The organism is Vibrio sp. SCSIO 43137, assembly GCF_028201475.1.
Lineage (GTDB): Bacteria > Pseudomonadota > Gammaproteobacteria > Enterobacterales > Vibrionaceae > Vibrio.
Map to the genome: position 1 here is coordinate 246,416 of NZ_CP116384.1, position 19,129 is coordinate 265,544.

Genomic DNA, 19,129 nt, shown 5'->3' on the forward strand with positions numbered 1-19,129 from the left:
ACTACAATTAGTTGAAAAAACAGAGAAAGGTAAGGATTTTGCAGCATAAGGATTATGGAAAAAAGCTAACCATTGAGGATTACTATACCGAGCAGGGAAGCGGAGAGCCTCTTGTGCTGATCCATGGCTCTTTTGCCACTACTTCAAGCTGGAAAAGGATGGTGGAAAAGTTGTCTGAACAGTATCACTGTATTTGTGTAAAACTGCCCGGCCATTGTGGTACGCCTGATCCCAGAGATTTTATTGCGCCGGATATAGAAACTGAACTGTCGTTGATAGAGCAGATCATTGTTAATACTACCAATCGTCCGGTTCATATTATCGGCCACTCTTTTGGTGGTGTGGTTGCCCTAAGTCTGGCTCTGAAGCAGAGCGTTCCTGTAAGCAAAGTCACTCTGTTTGAACCCGTTGCGGTGTGGGTGCTGCATCTGATGCAGGATAGAGAGAAGGTGGCGGTGGTGGATCAATTTCTGGCTCACTATCGTGAAAGTGCAGCTTTAAAAAAGCCTGATTGCAGTGGCATGGTGATTGATTTCTGGGCGGGAGCGGGCGCTTTTGCAGAGCTGCCTGACTTTATCCGGCAGGGTATGGAGCCACTGGTGAAAAACAACCTCCGTCACTGGCAATTGACTCTGTCGGCAGGAACAACAAAGTCAGACATAAAACAGTGCCAGACGCCTTTCCATATTATCTGCGGAACGGAGTCTAACCCTGTTACCAGATCTATTGCTCATCATCTGAACCAGCAGCTACCTGATTGTAAAACCAGTCAAATAGAGGGCGCCAGCCACTTTCTTATTACCAGTCACCCCAATGAATGTCTGTCACTGCTGGCGCAAGATGATTAACCAAACATCTGCTCTGAACGTTTGCTAAGGCTCAGGTTTTGATATGGAGCACCAAGGCAGGGTGAACCATCCTGATAGTTGATCTCTACATTACCTTCAGTGACCGAAATATGGGTAAAGCTGACGGTGTGGGCATCATCCCTGTGCATACAAGGCGAGAAGTGGCCTTTGTGCGGATCATGGCTGTGATGAAAAGCCAGCCGTCCGGCGATGCTCTGTTCTTTTTCGTTGCACTCAGCAAACAGGCGTCTGCGCTCGTTGCGTACATTGTCAGCATCAACGGCACTGGAGATCAGCGGCGGAAGGGGAAGGCTGTCCACTAAGGTTTTTCCGTCCCACTGTAGGGAACGGACATGGCCATTATAGGCGGTCAGTTCTGCATCGAATACTACCAGAGTAAAAGGGGCATACTGCTGATAACTCAGGCGGGCAAAGTCACTGATAAGCTCGTCAGCACTGGCGTAATGGGCAAAAGATTTTACCAGTTGTCCGCGGCTGATAAGCTCACCTTGCGGTGTCTGTCCCTGATAATAATTAAGCAGACAGAGGGTCAGGCCAAACTCATTGGTGGCAATCCAGCTGCCTTTGCCTACCGGATCGACCGGCATCATATAAGAGATACCGTTGTCAGAGATAAACTGCTGCGGCGGCAGGGCTTTGGCTCTGCCTTTCTGTTCATCACGGTTAAAAAACAGCTGATAACCTTTAGGCTCAAGCAGCCATGAGGCAGTACACATTATGCCTGTCCTCTTAAATAAGTTGCGGTTGCAGGGGCATAGCCAAGGTGCTCGTTAGTGTCCACGTCACAGTGGATAGCCGCAACCCGCATCAGGGCGAAATGGTGAATAGTATGGCTGGCGACAAACAACAGCTCTCTGCGCATATTTGACGGAATCTCACACACCTGCTGAGAAGAGATAGAAGCTTCGGACAAAATGGAAATATCACGATCTAACTGCTCTTCAGTTAGCTGCTTTAGCCAGCTTTCGATCTGCTCAAGTTCTGCAATGCCTACCTCTAGGTCAGACTCTACCGGCGCGCCACGGCGGCGGTGGTCATAGTCCACCACACCAACATTGGCTTCATTTTTAATGGCAAAGTAGAGATCGTTAATATGGCGCAGGTGCTCACCAATGCTGCTCTGTACATAAGGGGTCGCTTTGTGGTTATAGCTGTTTTGATCAAGCTGACGGCAAAGCTCCAGCCCCTGAGAAATGGCTTCTAAGTTCCCGGATACAGACGGGCAATAGTGGTTCTTGTTGTCGTACATAATAGTTCCTTGATTAGTCCGTAGACGGGTACTGCTTAACCAGTGCTTTCTCTTCTGCCAGAGCTTTAAACAGAGTTCTCAGCGATGGTGGTTTATGACCGGCTTTTTTCTGCAAATAGCCGATTTTATAAAGCGAGCGATATTGAAACAGCAAGGTGGAGAAGATCTCCTTCAGCGGAGTTTTACTGTCCCAGATATGAGTCGCTTCACTGCTGGCACCGTTGATTTCAATAATCTGAAAATCTTCACCTGCCATCAGGCTGTCGATATTTTTAAACTTAATGTCCAGTCTGCCGTAGTAGAAACCGTCAAAATCATCAAAAATCTCATCCAGTTTCTCAGTCAGTGCCTGAGTAATGTATTGATTGCCGTTTTTAAATATGCTGCCACGGCTATGGCTTCCGGCAAATGCCAGCCTGAAGTCGACATCTTTTGGGATCACTCTGTCTAGTGAACCTGAATGCCGGCCTTTATAAATATGAGCCAGTTGTCCTGCTCTCGGATCATCTTCTATCAGCTGTTCCAGTGTTTTTACGCCATCGCCTTTTACATACGGAGCGTATTTAAGTGTAATAGAGAATACTTCACCTTTCTTCTCCCCGGGATAGCGCATGTAAAAAACACCGACTTCGGCATCATAATCTGACTTCTGTTGCAGCAGATAATCAGCGCCCTGAGGGAAACGTTCGATGTAATCAACCAACTGGGCTTCATTATGCACAAGTCGTACACCGGCACCACGGCAGCCTTTATCAGGCTTTGCGACAACAGGGAAGCTGAGCCTTTCCTGCTCCATCGCTTCCAGTGCGTCCCTAAGCTGAACTTCGGTGCTGCTGCTGTTCTTTCTAAGAGTGTTAAACGGCAGAATCCACTTTTTAGCTTCTTTACCGGCAAGGTTGAGAATGTCTTTTTTTGATTCGCCCACCATTCCGCTTAACCAGATAGAAGGGTTAGCGATCAGCGGCAGGCTGATGCTGCGGTATTTCAGGCTGTGCCACAGGCTTTGGGCAACAACGGGGGCGTAAAAGAACCACGTCGGCCAGAATTCGTATCGGGAAACAATAGGGCCGGTGCGGTCCATTTCAGGCATTCCCAGTTTTTCTTCTATAGTTTGATTTTTTCTTAACGGCACGACATTGTCCTGTTGATAGGTTGGGGCTACATGTTTTTGTTTAGTATTAATAGCGCTCAAACTGACACTCCTCTGCCATTCTGAGTAAATAGTTTTTTCGATGAATGGCGGTTAATTTTCCACAGCGCAAATAGTGCGCACGGTGCAATCACCCACTTCCACTCATTGTCCTGTAGCCACTCTACAGAGCCCAACTGATAGACAAGGAAAAAGATGATTGCGGTCCAGATGGCGGTTGCGACCATAACGGAAGTCATGTATTGCACAAAGCTGACCCGGAACAGACCGCTCAGGGTAAAGCCTATAGTACGCAGACCCGGAATAAAGCGGATGATGGCGATATTCAGCATGGTGTTATTTTTTAGTCTGTGGCGGACCAGTTTCATCCCCCGGTTGGTTAGTAACCGGTATCTCAACGCTCTCCATCTGGCGGCCAGCATGCCAAGGGCATACAAGCCGATATCACCGGTTGCAATACCGATAAAGATAGCCAGTAAAGAGAGCGAAGGAGAGATGGCGTTGTCCGCTGCAAGCAGAGCCGCCGTAACAATGGCAAGATCTTCAAGCAGATAGGAGAGTAAGATAATTGAGATAAACAGCCCGGAGACACCCAGCCCCTGCTGTAAATTAGTACTCATTTCTATCCAGTCTGCCATAAGATTCTGCCCGTCAAAGTTCGTTAACCAAGTAAGACCTTAGAGGGGCAGGAATTATTTCACCGGATTGGAAATAATTATAAATTTTTTAGTGGTGTACGTTTTTGCCAGCAATTAAATTACGTTTTCCCCGTTTTAGTTGCCGTAAATGACATTGCGAAGGCTTCAAATTAGCTTTTCAATGAAAGCCATTTGGTGGTGATATCACTATCTATCGCTCCGGCCACTCCCGGAGGTACACCCAGCTCTTTAGCATCCTGCACGAAGCTTCGGGTTCCTTGATAGATTTCTTCAGCCATCGACAGTAGTGACTTTTCGTTGGCATAGCCTGCTTGTCTGGCCATAATCGTCAAGGCTTTTAAAGGGCTTCGGCCATCGCCATTAAAGGAAGTCGCGTGTTCAGCATAGGGTGATGGACTGTAAACGATATCGTATACAGGTGACAGAGACCATGAGTCATCATCATTGGCTATAAAGGAGAAGTTCTTGGAGTGATCGTCTTGGTTAACGGTGATGTAATTAAACAGAGCCCTGCGCACCATCTCTTTTGAAGCAAGGTCACCACACAAAATCCGTGTTGCCTTAATCAAGTCAACGTAATCCAGTGACGGCTCTCTAAATGGTGCATCCAGAAGTCCACACGCTGACAACATGTGTTTTCTACCACCTTGTTCAGTGCAATCAAATCGCGACTGCTGCAGCCAATAGTGCCCACTACCCGCATCAAGCAAATTAAAGTCAGCTACCTCGAAACCCAAGTTTTTAGCTATACCCATATAAAGGTATTCCACCAAACTTTCGTAATGTTTTAGGTCGAACTTATCAGAAGTAAGCTTAACAATAAGTTTCTCACCGACTGCCCTCTGGTCTGTTGAATAGCTACCATCTGCAAGCTTGGTAACGTTCATCTTAGGGCGGGCACCACCCGAGCCCGAAGTATTGCACAGGTACTCTATTAAGTGAGACTCAGTGCCCTCGAACTCACTGATAGCTTCTTTTCCTAAAGTGATCAAATCTATATCCGACTCTGAAGTTCTGCCAAACGTAATCTCAGGTTCATAGGAAAGTGAGCCAAGGCAGTTATTGCCTACAAACGCTAACCGTTCTAGTGCACTAATGTTGCGCGGGTTATACCCATTTGCACGAAATAGTCTATCCATTAGATACAAACCCCAACCATCCGGCAGGCTGTCAGCAAATACCCCATGAATACCATAATGCGGGGTTCTGGGTGCTTTCTGGATGGATGTATCAGACTTAATCTTGAATGGAGATAGAGAGGTCGAATGTGTAGCAAGGTAGCCATCGTCATATTGAAAGTAGCACCCGTCCCTATTCTCTGCGAGTGTGCCCACTAATACCTTTTCAGCATTAGTCAGCGTGCGGTACACGTACAGTTTAGAGTTTAACATTTCTACTTAGAACCTCATCAATGCTGGATGGTTCAGATTCAGAAGTTTCACATAGCTTTACAATATCATCGATATTGTGAAGAGCCTCAAAGAGCATCAGGAACTGTCTAAAGGATATATTGCCTGTTGATTCAAACTTCCTGATGGTTGCATTAGGTACACCTGATTTTACCGTTAGCTTATCCACACTCAGTTTCTGAGACTTTCTGAGTTTTTTCAGGTGATCCCGTAGCTTCATTTGAGCATCATAGGCTGTATTGAGTGACAGCATCCCCTTTTCCTTTTGCTACTATAGTATCATTTTAGGCTAAAAATACGTCGTATTTGCTATTATAGTAGCAAGTGTGGTTTTGGTAAATAAACTATCTCTGATGCCAGGTTTACATAAGGTAGAGGGGACAGGATAAAAGAGGATAAAAAAGAGGATAAAAGGACAGGCGCTATAAGAAATACAGCAATGTAACCTGTCGCGCCAGCCTGCCCCTAAAAAATAGCCTGAATATGAGCTATTCCGTATTTACCATCGCTTTCAGGGAAAGTGAGTGTTGCATCACTTCAAATACCGTTTCTCTCAGCCACTGATGAGAGGTATCGTTCTGGTATTTTGGATGCCAGATCAGCCAGTATTTCTGCTTAGGTGCCTGCAACGGAAGAGGGAAATAGGTAACGGAAAAGTTGCGTTGCATGCTGATGGCAATATGTTCGGGGATCACCAATAACATATCCGTGCGGCAAATGGTGGTAAGGGCAGAACTGAAAAAGGGCACGGTAAACTGAATTCGTCGTTTCAGATCTTGTTCTGCCAAGGCAATATCAACAAAGCTGTCTTTATCCCCTCCGCCCACTACAGAGACATGGTTATAGCTTAAAAAGTCATCCAGACTCAGGCTCTGCTTTGTCGCCAGTGGATGGTTGGTGCTCATCACGCATACAGGGTGATCTTCTCCGGTAAGAAGGCCGCACAAACCGTCTGGCACTTCTGGTGCAGTGGTGGAGACAAGCTGAATATCCAGCTCACCGAGCTGCTCAAACTTTTTAGGCGACCAGGAGTGGTAAACCACATTTAGGTTAGGTGCATTTTCACTGAAGTTCTCTACCAGATCCGGCATAAAGTACTGGGCGACATGATCCGATGAAGCAATAGCGACCCGGCCTTTCCAGAGCTCCGGCTGAAATACTTCAGGCTGGAATAGGTCATCACACTCTGTCAGCACATCATTTAACCGCTGCTTAATTTGTTCTGCTCTTGGAGTGGGGACAAGATGGTTTTTTTCTCTTACCAGAAGGGGATCATGGAACAACTCCCTGAGCTGAGTGAGTTGACGGCTAACGGCAGACTGAGTCAGGTGCAGTCTTTCAGCTGCATGGCTGACATGACACTCCTCCAGCAAAACTTGCAGTGTACGCAATAGGTTAAGGTTATTGTTTTTCATGCTATACCCAAACGGCTTAAAATTTAAATAGAACTAAAGTGCTATTCGCTTAGTTATTTAATAATAGTCTAATTTATTGTGTTTATATTATTTCGACTTAGATGTTGCATTAAAGTTAATAAGTATTTAATCTTCTGTCTTAAGAAAATAAATGCTTTGTTGATAATATAATCTATACTAATTTTATAAATTAGCCAACAATATCTTATTTAATGTATTTAGATCACATTATAACAAATTAACCTCTCCTTAATTTAGCGGCGTTATTGTGACTTAACGCAATAATTTATTGGTCATAAATCACATAGATTTTAACCCCAATTTTCAACCTAAAGCATCGTTTTGCATAAGCAAATATCTGTTTTTTTCATGCTCTAAAGCGAGTCGATAATTTTTACGGATTACTTATAACTACTTGTTTGTATGTGGTTTATTAGTATTGGCACCTGATTGGCTCTGCTTTTCTTTATTTAAATGAGAATGGTTACAGCCAACTGCAGAAACAAAAAATATCTGCCCCATGATTTTAAATCAAATAGCACTATGACAAATCATCATAGTGGTAATGATAATTTGTGATTTCAAATAAAACCCCTCTCATTGCTAACGTCTATTTACACCTTGCCGGCTGGGTTAAGACCGGTGATTAAGTAATTCTAAATAGGAAAAGATGATGAAAAAGATAGTTAATACTGAACTGGCACCTAAAGCGATTGGCCCATATTCACAGGGTACTGGTCTGGAAAATCTGGTATTTACCTCAGGGCAACTTCCTCTTGATCCTAAAACAATGGAATTTGTAGAAGGTGGTATTAAAGAGCAGGCACTTCAGTCTCTATTGAACCTGAAAGCCGTATTGGAAGAGGCGGGTGCATCGCTGGATTCTGTGCTTAAAACCTGTTGTTTCCTTTCTGACATGAATGACTTTGTTACCTTTAACGAAGTGTATACAGAAATTTTCGGAACAGACGCTGCACCAGCACGTTCTTGTGTTGAAGTTGCCCGTCTTCCAAAAGATGCGCTGGTTGAAATTGAAGCTATCGCTTTTGTGAAATAACGCATATTGAGTAAGAAAATGAGTTTACCTGAAAAAATAATACCTAACGTATTAAAGAGTATCGAAAATAAATCTTATGCACCGTCTTTAAGTAAAGGATTTGAAGCAGAAGATTTACTTAATGTGCGCAATTTTCACAGCCAGTTACCGGGCTATTGTAAAACACCTCTTCACTCTCTGGATGCGCTGGCAGAAAAACTGGGTGTACGTAAAGTTTTATTAAAGGACGAAGATTACCGTTTTGATTTAAATGCTTTTAAAGTTCTTGGTGGATCTTACGCCATTGCCCGCTTGCTGGGAAACAAGTATGGATTATCAGCCAGTGAACTGAGCCTTGAAAACCTGAAAGCTCAAATTACTGAGCCAATGACTTTTACCTCTGCTACCGACGGAAACCACGGCCGTGGCATTGCATGGTCGGCTGAGAAGCTAGGCCAGAATGCGGTAATTTATATGCCTGTCGGTACCGCAGAAGAGCGTGTCAGAAACATCCAGAAACTCGGCGCTGAAGTTATTGTTACTGACTGCAACTACGATGATACCGTTCGCATCGCTTACGAGACTTCTCAGAAGAATGGCTGGGAGTTTGTTCAGGATACGGCATGGGAAGGCTATACCGATATCCCGCTGTGGATTATGCAGGGCTACGCCACCATTGTGAGCGAAAGTATCGAGCAGATGGAAGAGATGGGTGAAGTTCCGACTCATATTATTCTTCAGGCTGGTGTTGGTTCAATGGCGGGTGCCATTCTGGGTTCATTTGTAAACCACTACGGCATCGAACGCCTTGTCAGCCTGATCGTAGAGCCGGAAAAAGCCGATTGTATCTACCGCTCCGGCCTTACTGGTGACATTGTTTTTGTTAACGACGATCTGGATACCATTATGGCGGGCCTTGCCTGCGGTGAGCCTTGCACTATCGGCTGGGATATCCTGAAAGACAATGCCTCCGGCTTCCTCTCCTGTAATGACTCCTTAGCCGCAACAGGTATGCGTATTCTGGCAAACCCTCTGGCCCATGACCCTAAAGTGGTTTCCGGTGAGTCTGGTGCAATCGGTGTAGGTGCCCTGCACGCATTGGCAACCAACTCTGATGCAAAAGCATTGATGAATCAGTTTGCTTTCGACGAAAACTCAGTGGTGTACATCCTGAGCACAGAAGGTAATACCGACCCTGTTAACTACCAGAAAGTTATCTGGGAAGGTGCTTACCCTTCTTAATAACAGAAGACTCTAAGGTCTGTTGATCTTTTCAACAGAAAGCCCGGCAGACCGTAATCATAAAAACATTAAACAATCGACTATGTTGCCTCTGTTTTGTAGGCGATACGGTCAGGTTTTACCATAAATCTAATAACTCAAAAGGAATATCCAATGGTCAAGATTTCTTCAGACCTGGCAAAAGAGATGGCGGAATGGAGACATAAAATTCATGAACATCCTGAATTTATGTTCGATTTGCCGGTTACCTCTGCATTTGTAGCTGAAAAGTTAGGGGAGTGGGGCATCGAAGTTCACCATGGAATTGGCAAATCAGGTGTGGTTGGTGTGCTGTGCAAGGGCGACTGGCAAGGTAAAAAAGCCATTGCTCTTCGTGCGGATATGGACTGTATCGATCTTCAGGAAACCGGCGATGTCCCTTATAAATCTTGCGTTCCGGGTAAGATGCATGGCTGTGGCCACGATGGTCACACTGCTTCTCTGTTAGGTGCTGCTAAATATTTAGCGACTGAAGGTGACTTCAACGGAACGGTGCACTTCCTGTTCCAGCCAGACGAAGAGCACGGTTTGGGTGCAACGGCCATGATTAACGATGGCTTGTTTGAAAGATTCCCTACCGATGAAGTATACGGTTATCACAATGTTCCGGGCTTTGAAGCTGGCTCAATTCATATGTGCTCTGGCGGTGTTATGGCCAGTGAGAACCTGTTCACTATTAAGTTGATTGGTGAAGGCGGTCACGCCTCTTCTCCACATATGCTGGCAGATCCGGTAGTTGCCCTTGCACAAGTCATTCATGGTATTCAGTCGATTGTTTCACGCACCATTAACCCGATGGAAACTGTAGTTTGTTCAGTAACAGAAATTCTGACAGACGGTGCGAGAAATGTCGTTCCAACTGAGATCACCATTAAGGGTGATTACCGTACTTACACCACGGAAAACACGGATCTTGTTGAAAAACGTATGAACGAGATCGTTAAAGGTGCCTGCGAAGCCTACAAGCTGAAAGGTGAAGTAGAGGTATCCAGAGAATTTGTAGTTTCTTTCAACTCAGAAGAGCAGACACAAGCTGCTGCAAAAGCTGCAATCACTTTATTGGGTGAAGACAAGGTAAATACAAACGGTGAGAAAAAGAGCTTCTCTGAAGACTTTGGTTTCTTCGCTGAAAAAGTATCCGGTTGCTACGTATTTATCGGCAACGGCACAGAAGGTGCGAATGGTTACTTCCTGCACAACCCTAACTACGACTACAACGATGATATTTTGCCGGTAGCGGCTGGTTTCTACTGTCAGATCATCGAACAACATGGCTGACGGGAGAGGAGCTCACCGCCGCTGATATCGTGATGGGTTATTGCCTTGAGGTGGCTGAAGTGCGCACGGGTATCGGAGAAAAATACCCGCATGTTCAGGCCTTTATTGAGCGGATGCGTCAGCGCCCGGCCTATAAAAGGGCAATAGAAAAAAGTGGTCACTTTAAGCCGTTGGCAGAGTAAGAAGATAAGCCAAAGCAGACTAGCAAGAAGCAACTTTGTTTGTTGCTAGTCTTTAAACTTCCGTCTGTATCTGTTTTGCATACTTGGGTTACCCAGTACGCCACCCTGATGGATATAGAGCAGGGTTTTATCCCTGTTCTGGGGTAACCACTCTTGCAGGCAGAGCCACATATAAGGGTCGTAAAGCAGTTCAAATTCAACACCGGTTTGCTGCATTAAATCCTGCCAGATCTGATACTCCTGCCGGTAAAGCTTGCCGAAGTGGTGCTTGTTATCGCTGCCGGATGTGGTGCTGAGGATGGTTGGCTTAGCGGCTTCTGAATCCAGCTCATTGAACTGCTGAGTCAGGTAAGCCTTGTCTGCTACGCAGGCACAGGTAAGTACTTCAATACCGGCATCGGCAAGGTGCTTTTGCAGATAAAGCGCCGTTGTTCCCGTACCGGAAGGTAGTGCGATAGTAAGTGCTTGCTTTTCTTTAATGTCAATTTCAGACTCATGCCGATTTAACGTCGACTGCCATTCAAGGATTTCATCGGCCAGCTGTTTTACTCCCTGTTCCGCAAGAGAGTACCAGCCGCCTTCCGGAACTAACAGCGTATCTTCCTGTGGGGGATGATTTCGGGCTATATACTCTTTTGCATGTAAACCTTGTCGGTTTTCTTGTTCTGATAGGTCAATAATATTGGCGCCCAGTTCCAGAGCACCGAGATAGTTTCCTGCCGGATTTTGTTTCAGGTAACCGGCAATATGGTCGACATAGAAAGTCAGTTTCCAGCCTCTCAGTGAGCAGAGTGCCGCCAGAGAGTAAAGTGAGTTTGCCTGCGCAGAGCCATGGCCTATCACATGTTTTATAGCGGGGAAATCTCCGGTTAACAGCGACATCAGTTTTCGGGCCTTGTTACCGGCAAACTGCGGGTGCAACTGATCGTCCCGTTTCAGGAAAAAGCTGACATTGTTGAAGGTATGTCGGGTTACCGGGCTGTTGGCTATTTTCATCTGCTGGCTATCGGTGTTGATTCTATCTATTGACCAATTATGGGGCTTAAGAGGGTAATGTGCCTGAAGCGCAGGCAAAATGCATTGAAATTTATACATCAGTGTTCGGGTCTGGATGGTAAGTGAACAAAAAAGGAACTGAATGATGAAGCGGATTTTCTCAATGCCTCAACTCTCCCGGCTGGTAACAGCTCTCCCTCTGTTGCTGCTGACAGCAACAGCTTCATCCGTTAATGCCGGACAAAGCTGGCAGCATGAAGGGAAACCGGCGCAACTGGTTGAACTGTTTACTTCGGAAGGCTGTTCAAGCTGCCCTCCGGCAGACAAGTATCTGAGCAAACTTCAGGATAACACCGAGCTGTGGAAAGAGGTGATTCCGTTGGCCTTTCATGTCGATTATTGGAACTACCTTGGCTGGAAGGATAAATTTTCTCACCCTTCGTTTTCCCAAAGGCAGAGAATCTATCAAAGCTATGGTGCTGCCTCGTCGGTTTACACTCCGGGGTTCTTTGTTGACGGTAAAGAGTGGCAGGGCTACTTTTACCGGCAGAATCTTCCTAAGGCTAGTGAGAAACCGGCTGATAAGCTGACTCTGACCAGAAACGGTTCTCTGTTTGACCTTGCCTATGAAGGAGAGGGGAAATACAGTGCCCATCTGGCACTGTTGGCGATGGATGAAACCACACAAGTCCGCTCTGGCGAGAACAGGGGTAAATCGCTGAAGCATGACTTTATCGTACTGGAAAAACAGCAGATGACCTCGCAGAATAACTGGCATTTTAATCTGAGCAGTATTCCAGAAAATGCTGATGCCGTAGCCGTCTGGCTGACCAGAGTAGACGGCTTTAAACCTGTGCAGACGGTGGCTGGCTTTCTCGAAAAAAATAGATGAAAAAGAATAGCTGAAAGTAAATAGATGAAAAAGAGTAGCTGAGAAAGAACAGCTACTCTTTCACTTTAGGCAGCACAGAACGCTTTCTTAGTTGTAGCTTGGCAATGCGCTTGCTGAAGGTGTAGATATGTTTCAGCGATTCAATCCATTCCATTTCAAAGCGGAAGATCTGAAGTCTGTCGGGATCCTGTTCTATTAATCTCTCTGCCTGATGGTTTAGTACCGTTTCCAGCAGGCCGTTAAGCTCACGCTTAGCATGCAGTACCTGCTTGGCAAGGGACTCATCTCCGCGACGAATTGCGTTTACACAATCAAGCATAGAACGGGTCACCTTATCCTGCGCCTGATCTAAGGTTTTTCTCATTTTAGGGCTCAGGGTTATGTCTGAGTTGAGCGCCTTATAAGAGAGGGGCAGCATGGCATTTACCACCAGATCGGCCACACTTTCTAACTGATCGGTGATACTAATTAGGGTTATTTGGCGACTGCTCTGATTGTCGGACAGAGGCTCCATTCTTAACCGGCCGAGATAAGAGAGAATATGGCCATGCAGGCGGTCGACTTCATCTTCTATGGCTTCAATCTCATTCAACTGATCCAGCAACTGCTTTTTCTCCTGCTCATTTTTGACGTTTTTTGCCAGAGGCGGTAGCAGGTTCATCATATTACATACCCTTCGTCCGACCCGCCCCAGTTCAAGCTGCGCCTGATCCAGAGCGATATCCGGTGTTGCGAGAAACTCTTTACCCAGATATTTAGACTTTATGGATTTCTTGGTGGTGGCAGATTTTGCTGGCTTTGGCTGGTGGGGAATGATTTTACGTACAAACCAGACAAAGCTGCCGGCAAACGGCACCATAATCAGGGTATTGGCGACATTAAACAGGGTGTTGGCGTTGGCTATCTGGCGCGGCAATTCAGCAGCCAGCCTCTCAATACCCGTCAGCTCCGGATATAAGGGGGAGATAGCCACACTCATCTGGCTGAGAAAACCGATCAATGGTAGCCAGATAAGTACACCAAGCACATTAAAGCAGATATGCACCGCAGCGGTTTGCATTGCCTCGCGCGATTTACCGATAGCAGCCAGAATGGCGGTAACACAAGTACCAATATTGGCCCCCATGGCGAGGGCGATACCCGTTTCCAGTGAGATAAACCCCTGACCGGCCAGCACAATCACAATACCTGTTGTGGCCGAAGAGGACTGAACCAGAGCAGTAAACGAAGCCGCCAGCAAAATGGCCAACAGTATGTTATCCATATGTGCCATGGCATCAATAAAGGGCTGATAGGTACGCAGTGGCGACATAGCTTCGCTCATCAGGTTCATACCCAGAAAAATCAAACCTAAGCCAAACAGCATATTACCGTACTGCTTAGTTACCTCTCTTTTGGAGGTAAACTGAACCATAAAACCGATCGCTACCATAGCCAGCGCTGCCTTGGTGACTTTAAAGGCAATAATTTGAGCCGTTACTGTAGTACCGATATTGGCACCCATAATTACGCCAACAGCCTGAGTAAGGGACATCAGACCGGCAGAAATAAAGCCCACCAACAGAACGGTAGTGACAGAAGAGGACTGAATAATAGCGGTAATACCTGTACCGGTAATAACAGCCGCAATCCGGTTAGAAGTAAGCTTAGCCAGCAGCATCTTCATCTTGTCGCCCGCGGCTCTTTTCAGGGCGTTGGACATCTTATCCATACCGTATAGAAAGATAGCTAACCCGCCGAGTAATCCGATACTCATTGGCAGATAGCTGATATCAGTACCATTTTCTGCGGCCAGAACTGTTTGAGGGGCGACAAGCAGAACAACAATAAGGGAGAGAAATCGACAGGCAGAAAGACGAAGAGTAACGGGCATAATATAAAACGCTCCTTAGATACTGACTATAAACTGCTGATACAGAACGGCATATCTATAAGCATAGGCTCTGCTGCCGGAGGGCAAGGAACCAATTTACGAAAATGATAGATTAGTAATTTCCGATTAAGAAAAAATATGAGCTACAGCACACTTCTCTTGACTTCATATAGCTGAATATGCGAGCTTTGACTCCTTGCCTTCAATACAGCGAAAAGGACGTTGACCAATGAATCTGGCTCTGCTTAGCGTATTTATCCCGACTTTTTTCTTTGTTTCTATTACACCGGGAATGTGTATGACCCTCGCGCTCTCAATGGGCATGAGTATTGGTTATAAACGTACGCTGTGGATGATGGCTGGTGAAGTGGTGGGCGTGGCTGTTGTGGCTATTTCTGCTGTGGTGGGTATTGCCGCCGTTATGCTTAACTACCCTTGGCTGTTTGTCGGTTTTAAAGTAGCCGGTGCAAGTTACCTGTTCTATCTCGGTATCCAGATGTGGCGTTCTAAAGGAAAGCTGGCCTTAACCGGCGAGTCTGTTGAGATGGAAGTGGGCAAAAACTGGGACTTAGTGGCTCAGGGCTTTATTACCGCCATTGCTAATCCGAAAGGCTGGGCGTTTATGATCTCTCTGCTGCCGCCGTTTATCGATCAGAGCCAGCCCCTGCCGCTACAGCTAGTTTTGCTGGTCTCCATTATTATGATCTCTGAATTTGTCTGCATGACCTTATACGCTACCGGCGGTAAGGGCCTGAAACGGGTACTGGGACACTCACAAAATGTCCGCTTTATGAACCGCATATCCGGAACCCTGATGATGGGCGTCGGTGTCTGGTTGTTTATGACTTAACAGGCTTGTTCAGGCAAATAAAAAAGCGAGTGGTAAAGGCTACTCGCTTTTTTTGTACTTGTTTATGTTCTGTTTGGCCTTACCACCTGTTGTTAAGTTGTGCGTATGGGTGCATATGTCGCTCGTTATCATGCTCTGCGTGGTAATGCCTACGTCACGCAAAATTACTACTCCCCCTGACAAATAATTACTCAGTAGGTTTTTACTAGTCCCTCCCAAGCTAAATCAGTATAACTTATTGTAATTAATGATGATTAATCCATTTGCTAATCACCTGATTTATATTCCCGCAAAGATTATTGTGATTACTTTTCCAAAAAATTAGCCTGCAACTGGCGAAAATGTAAACAAAAGACCTGCCTCACTATTCACTGACCCTAAAGCATTATTATTGCGCTGTGAGTAATTCAGAAAAAAGAAGCAATGTATGGTCATTAATAAACGTTCAATTATGTTTATTGCTGCCGCCGGGATCTTTATAGGCTGGCTCTCTTTAGCTGGTACAGCAGCAATAATGCATTACACATCCGGCAGTGAGTTTTGTACCTCATGCCATTCCATGTCGATACCCTATGAGGAGTACCAAGGTTCCATTCACTATAGCAATGCCAAGGGGATACGAGCTGAGTGCTCTGATTGCCATATTCCTGAAGATGTTCCCGGTTACATTCTCACCAAGATCAAAGCAAGCAAAGACATCTACCACGAATATGTAAGCGGAAAAATAGCCAGCGAAGAAAAATATGAACAGCAACGTATGGCGATGGCGGAAAGGGTTTGGACGCAGTTCAGGGCTAATGATTCCGCCACCTGTCGCTCTTGTCATACATTCGAGGCAATGGACACATTTGAGCAGTCTTCTGATGCCGCAAAAATGCATCAATACGCTCAGGAGAACAATCAAACCTGTATCGACTGTCACAAAGGCGTTGCCCATTTTGCTCCCGAACCTGAACTGGACAGCGCAGCATTCGACAAGCTGTTAAGCACAGCAAATGCCACCCCCGAAAACAGTGAACTTGTCTATCCAATTCAACGGACTGCAATGGGCGATCTCGGCTTTATCAACCCGGCTACAAAATTAACGGTTATTTCTGAAAATGACGGCAGACGTCAAATTCAAATCAACGCTTTTCAAATGAAGGGGGCGGAACAGGTTCTTTATCTGGATAAAGGTAAGCGGGCTATTGTTGCAACCTTGTCAGAGCAGGGTATTTCGATGCTTGAAACCGGCAATTATCAGCAAGACGAGTATGGCAATGAGTGGCGTAGTGCAATGTTGAAGGCATCAGTCAACGCCCCGGTGTTGGATAGCCTGCAGCCACTTTGGCAGTACGCAGAACAACTGGATAACGTTTATTGCTCTACCTGTCACGCAAAAATCGCTGCCAGCCACTACACAGTGAACGCGTGGGGGCCAGTGGCAAAAGGAATGGGAGAGAGAACAGATATTACTGAAGAAGATTTAGAGCTGCTAACCAAGTATTTCCAGCACCACGCGAAAGATGTGGTCAATCACTAATAGAAGGGAAACACCATGAATGAGATAACGCGTAGAGGTTTTTTAAAAGGCACAGGTATGGCAACCGGCACTCTGGCAATGACATCACTGACACCGATACCGGCTTTTGCGGATAACAAAAGAGGCAAAGGTGTGTTAACGGCCGGACGTATGGGGCCGCTACTGTGTCAAGTTAAAGACGGTAAATTGGTTTCCTCAACCAATGCTTTGGCGCAAACCGTTGCCAACAGCCTGCAAACCACCGGGCCAGATCAGGTTTATACAAAGGCGCGGGTAAAATTTCCTATGGTTCGTAAAGGATACCTTGAAAATCCTTCCAACCCGCAAGGTAAGCGTGGCGACGATGATTTTGTGCGTGTTTCCTGGGATGAAGCTTATAAGCTGATACACCAGCAACATATGCGTATTCGTAATGAAAATGGTGCGGAGTCAATCTTTGCCGGTTCTTATGGTTGGCGCTCCAGTGGCGTATTACATAAAGCGCAGACACTATTGCAGCGATACATGAGTATGGCGGGGGGCTATTCTGGTCATCTCGGTGACTATTCGACTGGAGCCGCTCAGGTGATCATGCCTCACGTGATGGGCTCTATTGAGGTTTATGAACAGCAGACAACCTATCCCATGGTGCTGGAAAACTCACAGGTAGTGGTGTTGTGGGGAATGAACCCACTTAACACTCTGAAAATAGCGTGGACATCGACTGACTGCTCCGGGCTTGAGTTCTTCCATCAACTGAAACAATCGGGCAAAACCATTATTGCTATTGATCCTATGCGCTCAGAAACGGTCGAATTTTTAGGAAAAACTGTTCAATGGATTGCCCCACATCCAATGACCGATGTCGCGATGATGCTTGGCATCGCACATGCTCTGGTGAGTAAGGGAAAACATGATAAGGCCTTTCTCGATAAGTACACTACCGGTTATGAAAAGTTTGAAGACTATCTGTTTGGCAAATCTGACGGAGTAGAGAAAACCCCTCAATGGGCGGAGAAAATATGTGGTGTGCCAGCCGAACAACTGGAAACACTGGCTAAAATATTCAGCGAAAACAGAACCATGCTAATGTCCGGCTGGGGGATACAACGACAGCAATATGGTGAGCAGCGCCACTGGATGCTGGCTACTCTGGCGGCAATGCTGGGGCAAATTGGTTTGCCGGGCGGAGGATTTGGCCTCTCTTATCACTATTCAAATGGTGGTAACCCGACCAGAGATGCTGGTGTATTACCTGCTATTTCTGCCTCTATTGGCGGAGGTTCTTCCGCTGGTAACGACTGGGCAATCTCGGGGGCAGTAAACAGTTTCCCGGTAGCCAGAATTGTTGAAGCCCTCGAAAATCCGGGTAAGAAGTATATGCATAACGGCCACGAGTTAACTTTCCCGGATGTGAAGATGATTTGGTGGGCCGGCGGCGGTAACTTCACTCATCATCAGGACACTAACCGGTTAATCAGCGCATGGCAAAAACCGGAGCTCATTGTAATCTCTGAGATCTACTGGACTGCCGCAGCCAAACACGCAGATGTTGTACTGCCGATCACTACGTCATTTGAACGCAATGATATGACCATGACAGGTGACTACAGCAACCAGCATTTAGTACCGATGAAACAAGTCGTGAAACCTCAGGGCGAAGCCCGAAATGACTTTGATGTTTTTGCTGACATGGCTGAACTATTAAAAGCCGGCGGACGCGACGTCTTTACCGAAGGCAAAGATGAAATGGGCTGGCTGAAAGGGTTTTATGATGCTGCGCAGAAAGCTGCGAAATCAGCGCGGATCAGAATGCCTAAGTTCGGTAAGTTCTGGAACGACAATCAACTGATAGAAATGAAGTTCAATAACAAAGCGGCTCAGTTTGTCCGCCATGCTGACTTCAGAAATGATCCTATTCTCAATCCTTTAGGTACACCCAGCGGTAAGATTGAGATTTACTCTAAAACCATTGAAGGTTACCGATTAAAAGATTGTCCTGCGCACCCTACCTGGTTAGAGCCTACCGAGTTTTACCTGAAAACAACGGGTGATGAACTGCAACTGATGACGGCACATGCTGCCCATCGCCTGCATAGCCAGTTTAACTATGCCGGGTTAAGGGAACAGTATGCGATTGCAAATCGTGAACCTATTTCCATCAATACAGACGATGCCAAAGCACGAGGCATTAAAAGCGGTGATTTGGTTCGGGTATATAACGACCGGGGGCAAGTGCTTGCAGGGGCTTTAGTGACTGATGGAATTAAGAAAGGCGCTGTTTGTATTCATGAAGGCGGATGGCCAGATCTCGATAAAGAGACGGGCTTGTGCAAAAACGGAGGAGCAAATGTCCTGACTCTGGATATTCCTACTTCCCGTTTAGCTAATGGCTGCGCAGCAAACTCTGCGCTGGTGAAGCTAGAGAAATATACAGGCCCGGCGTTAGAGCTAACGGCATTTACTCCACCTAAGGATGCGTAATTTGT

The 19,129-nt window shown here is 46.1% G+C and carries 18 protein-coding genes; 9 read left to right on the plus strand and 9 right to left on the minus strand.

Features of this window, described 5'->3' with window-relative positions:
- The first annotated feature begins 38 nt into the window (after positions 1 to 38).
- Positions 39 to 848 carry an alpha/beta fold hydrolase gene (locus PK654_RS16920; protein ID WP_271700172.1) on the plus strand — a complete coding sequence of 270 codons (810 nt, stop codon included), beginning with the start codon at positions 39 to 41 and terminating at the stop codon, positions 846 to 848.
- Here PK654_RS16920 and PK654_RS16925 read toward each other — a convergent pair.
- From PK654_RS16925 to PK654_RS16955, 7 genes are all read right to left on the minus strand, one after another.
- Entirely contained in the window at positions 845 to 1,585 is a 741-nt protein-coding gene (locus PK654_RS16925; RefSeq protein WP_271700173.1) for an NRDE family protein, read from the minus strand. The genes PK654_RS16920 and PK654_RS16925 overlap by 4 nt on opposite strands.
- A complete protein-coding gene (locus PK654_RS16930; protein WP_271700175.1) occupies positions 1,585 to 2,118 on the minus strand; it encodes a DinB family protein in 534 nt (177 codons plus the stop codon). Before PK654_RS16930 ends, PK654_RS16925 begins: the two co-directional genes overlap by 1 nt.
- 13 nt (positions 2,119 to 2,131) lie before the next feature.
- Positions 2,132 to 3,208 (minus strand): D-alanine--D-alanine ligase, encoded by a 1,077-nt coding sequence (locus tag PK654_RS16935; RefSeq protein ID WP_271700708.1) that lies wholly within the window; start codon positions 3,206 to 3,208, stop codon positions 2,132 to 2,134.
- A gap of 98 nt (positions 3,209 to 3,306) precedes the next feature.
- Positions 3,307 to 3,888, minus strand: a complete 582-nt coding sequence (locus tag PK654_RS16940; protein WP_333909667.1) for a DedA family protein — start codon at positions 3,886 to 3,888, stop codon at positions 3,307 to 3,309.
- A gap of 188 nt (positions 3,889 to 4,076) precedes the next feature.
- Positions 4,077 to 5,318: a type II toxin-antitoxin system HipA family toxin gene (locus PK654_RS16945; protein ID WP_271700177.1), complete on the minus strand. Its 1,242-nt coding sequence runs from the start codon at positions 5,316 to 5,318 to the stop codon at positions 4,077 to 4,079.
- Entirely contained in the window at positions 5,305 to 5,589 is a 285-nt protein-coding gene (locus PK654_RS16950) for a transcriptional regulator (RefSeq protein ID WP_271700178.1), read from the minus strand. Before PK654_RS16950 ends, PK654_RS16945 begins: the two co-directional genes overlap by 14 nt.
- 235 nt (positions 5,590 to 5,824) lie before the next feature.
- On the minus strand, positions 5,825 to 6,751 hold the full coding sequence (locus PK654_RS16955) for a LysR family transcriptional regulator (protein ID WP_271700179.1): 927 nt from the start codon (positions 6,749 to 6,751) through the stop codon (positions 5,825 to 5,827).
- A gap of 673 nt (positions 6,752 to 7,424) precedes the next feature.
- On the opposite strand from PK654_RS16955, the gene PK654_RS16960 reads away from it, so the two are divergent.
- The 4 genes from PK654_RS16960 to PK654_RS16975 all read left to right on the plus strand — a co-directional run bounded on the left by PK654_RS16960 (position 7,425) and on the right by PK654_RS16975 (position 10,528).
- Positions 7,425 to 7,808 (plus strand): RidA family protein, encoded by a 384-nt coding sequence (locus PK654_RS16960; protein ID WP_271700180.1) that lies wholly within the window; start codon positions 7,425 to 7,427, stop codon positions 7,806 to 7,808.
- A gap of 18 nt (positions 7,809 to 7,826) precedes the next feature.
- Positions 7,827 to 9,029, plus strand: coding sequence for a diaminopropionate ammonia-lyase (dpaL, locus tag PK654_RS16965; protein WP_271700181.1), 1,203 nt, complete (start codon positions 7,827 to 7,829; stop codon positions 9,027 to 9,029).
- A 153-nt stretch (positions 9,030 to 9,182) separates the two neighbouring features.
- Positions 9,183 to 10,346 carry a M20 aminoacylase family protein gene (locus PK654_RS16970; protein WP_271700182.1) on the plus strand — a complete coding sequence of 388 codons (1,164 nt, stop codon included), beginning with the start codon at positions 9,183 to 9,185 and terminating at the stop codon, positions 10,344 to 10,346.
- A gap of 32 nt (positions 10,347 to 10,378) precedes the next feature.
- The gene (locus PK654_RS16975; protein WP_271700709.1) at positions 10,379 to 10,528 is read left to right on the plus strand and encodes a hypothetical protein; all 150 of its coding nucleotides are present in this window, start codon (positions 10,379 to 10,381) and stop codon (positions 10,526 to 10,528) included.
- A gap of 45 nt (positions 10,529 to 10,573) precedes the next feature.
- Here PK654_RS16975 and PK654_RS16980 read toward each other — a convergent pair whose 3' ends face one another.
- The gene (locus PK654_RS16980; RefSeq protein ID WP_271700710.1) at positions 10,574 to 11,524 is read right to left on the minus strand and encodes a 1-aminocyclopropane-1-carboxylate deaminase/D-cysteine desulfhydrase; all 951 of its coding nucleotides are present in this window, start codon (positions 11,522 to 11,524) and stop codon (positions 10,574 to 10,576) included.
- 142 nt (positions 11,525 to 11,666) lie between these two features.
- On the opposite strand from PK654_RS16980, the gene PK654_RS16985 reads away from it, so the two are divergent.
- A complete protein-coding gene (locus tag PK654_RS16985; protein ID WP_271700184.1) occupies positions 11,667 to 12,416 on the plus strand; it encodes a DUF1223 domain-containing protein in 750 nt (249 codons plus the stop codon).
- Between the two features lie 52 nt (positions 12,417 to 12,468).
- Here the strand turns inward: PK654_RS16985 and PK654_RS16990 are convergent, their stop codons facing one another.
- Positions 12,469 to 14,289, minus strand: a complete 1,821-nt coding sequence (locus PK654_RS16990) for a Na/Pi cotransporter family protein (protein ID WP_271700185.1) — start codon at positions 14,287 to 14,289, stop codon at positions 12,469 to 12,471.
- A 229-nt stretch (positions 14,290 to 14,518) separates the two neighbouring features.
- Here PK654_RS16990 and PK654_RS16995 point away from each other — a divergent pair, with 229 nt between their 5' ends.
- From PK654_RS16995 to PK654_RS17005, 3 genes are all read left to right on the plus strand, one after another.
- Entirely contained in the window at positions 14,519 to 15,139 is a 621-nt protein-coding gene (locus PK654_RS16995; protein WP_271700186.1) for a LysE family translocator, read from the plus strand.
- Positions 15,140 to 15,566: 427 nt separating this feature from the next.
- Positions 15,567 to 16,661, plus strand: a complete 1,095-nt coding sequence (locus tag PK654_RS17000; RefSeq protein WP_271700187.1) for a NapC/NirT family cytochrome c — start codon at positions 15,567 to 15,569, stop codon at positions 16,659 to 16,661.
- 15 nt (positions 16,662 to 16,676) lie between these two features.
- The gene (locus tag PK654_RS17005; protein WP_271700188.1) at positions 16,677 to 19,124 is read left to right on the plus strand and encodes a trimethylamine-N-oxide reductase 2; all 2,448 of its coding nucleotides are present in this window, start codon (positions 16,677 to 16,679) and stop codon (positions 19,122 to 19,124) included.
- Positions 19,125 to 19,129 lie beyond the last annotated feature (5 nt).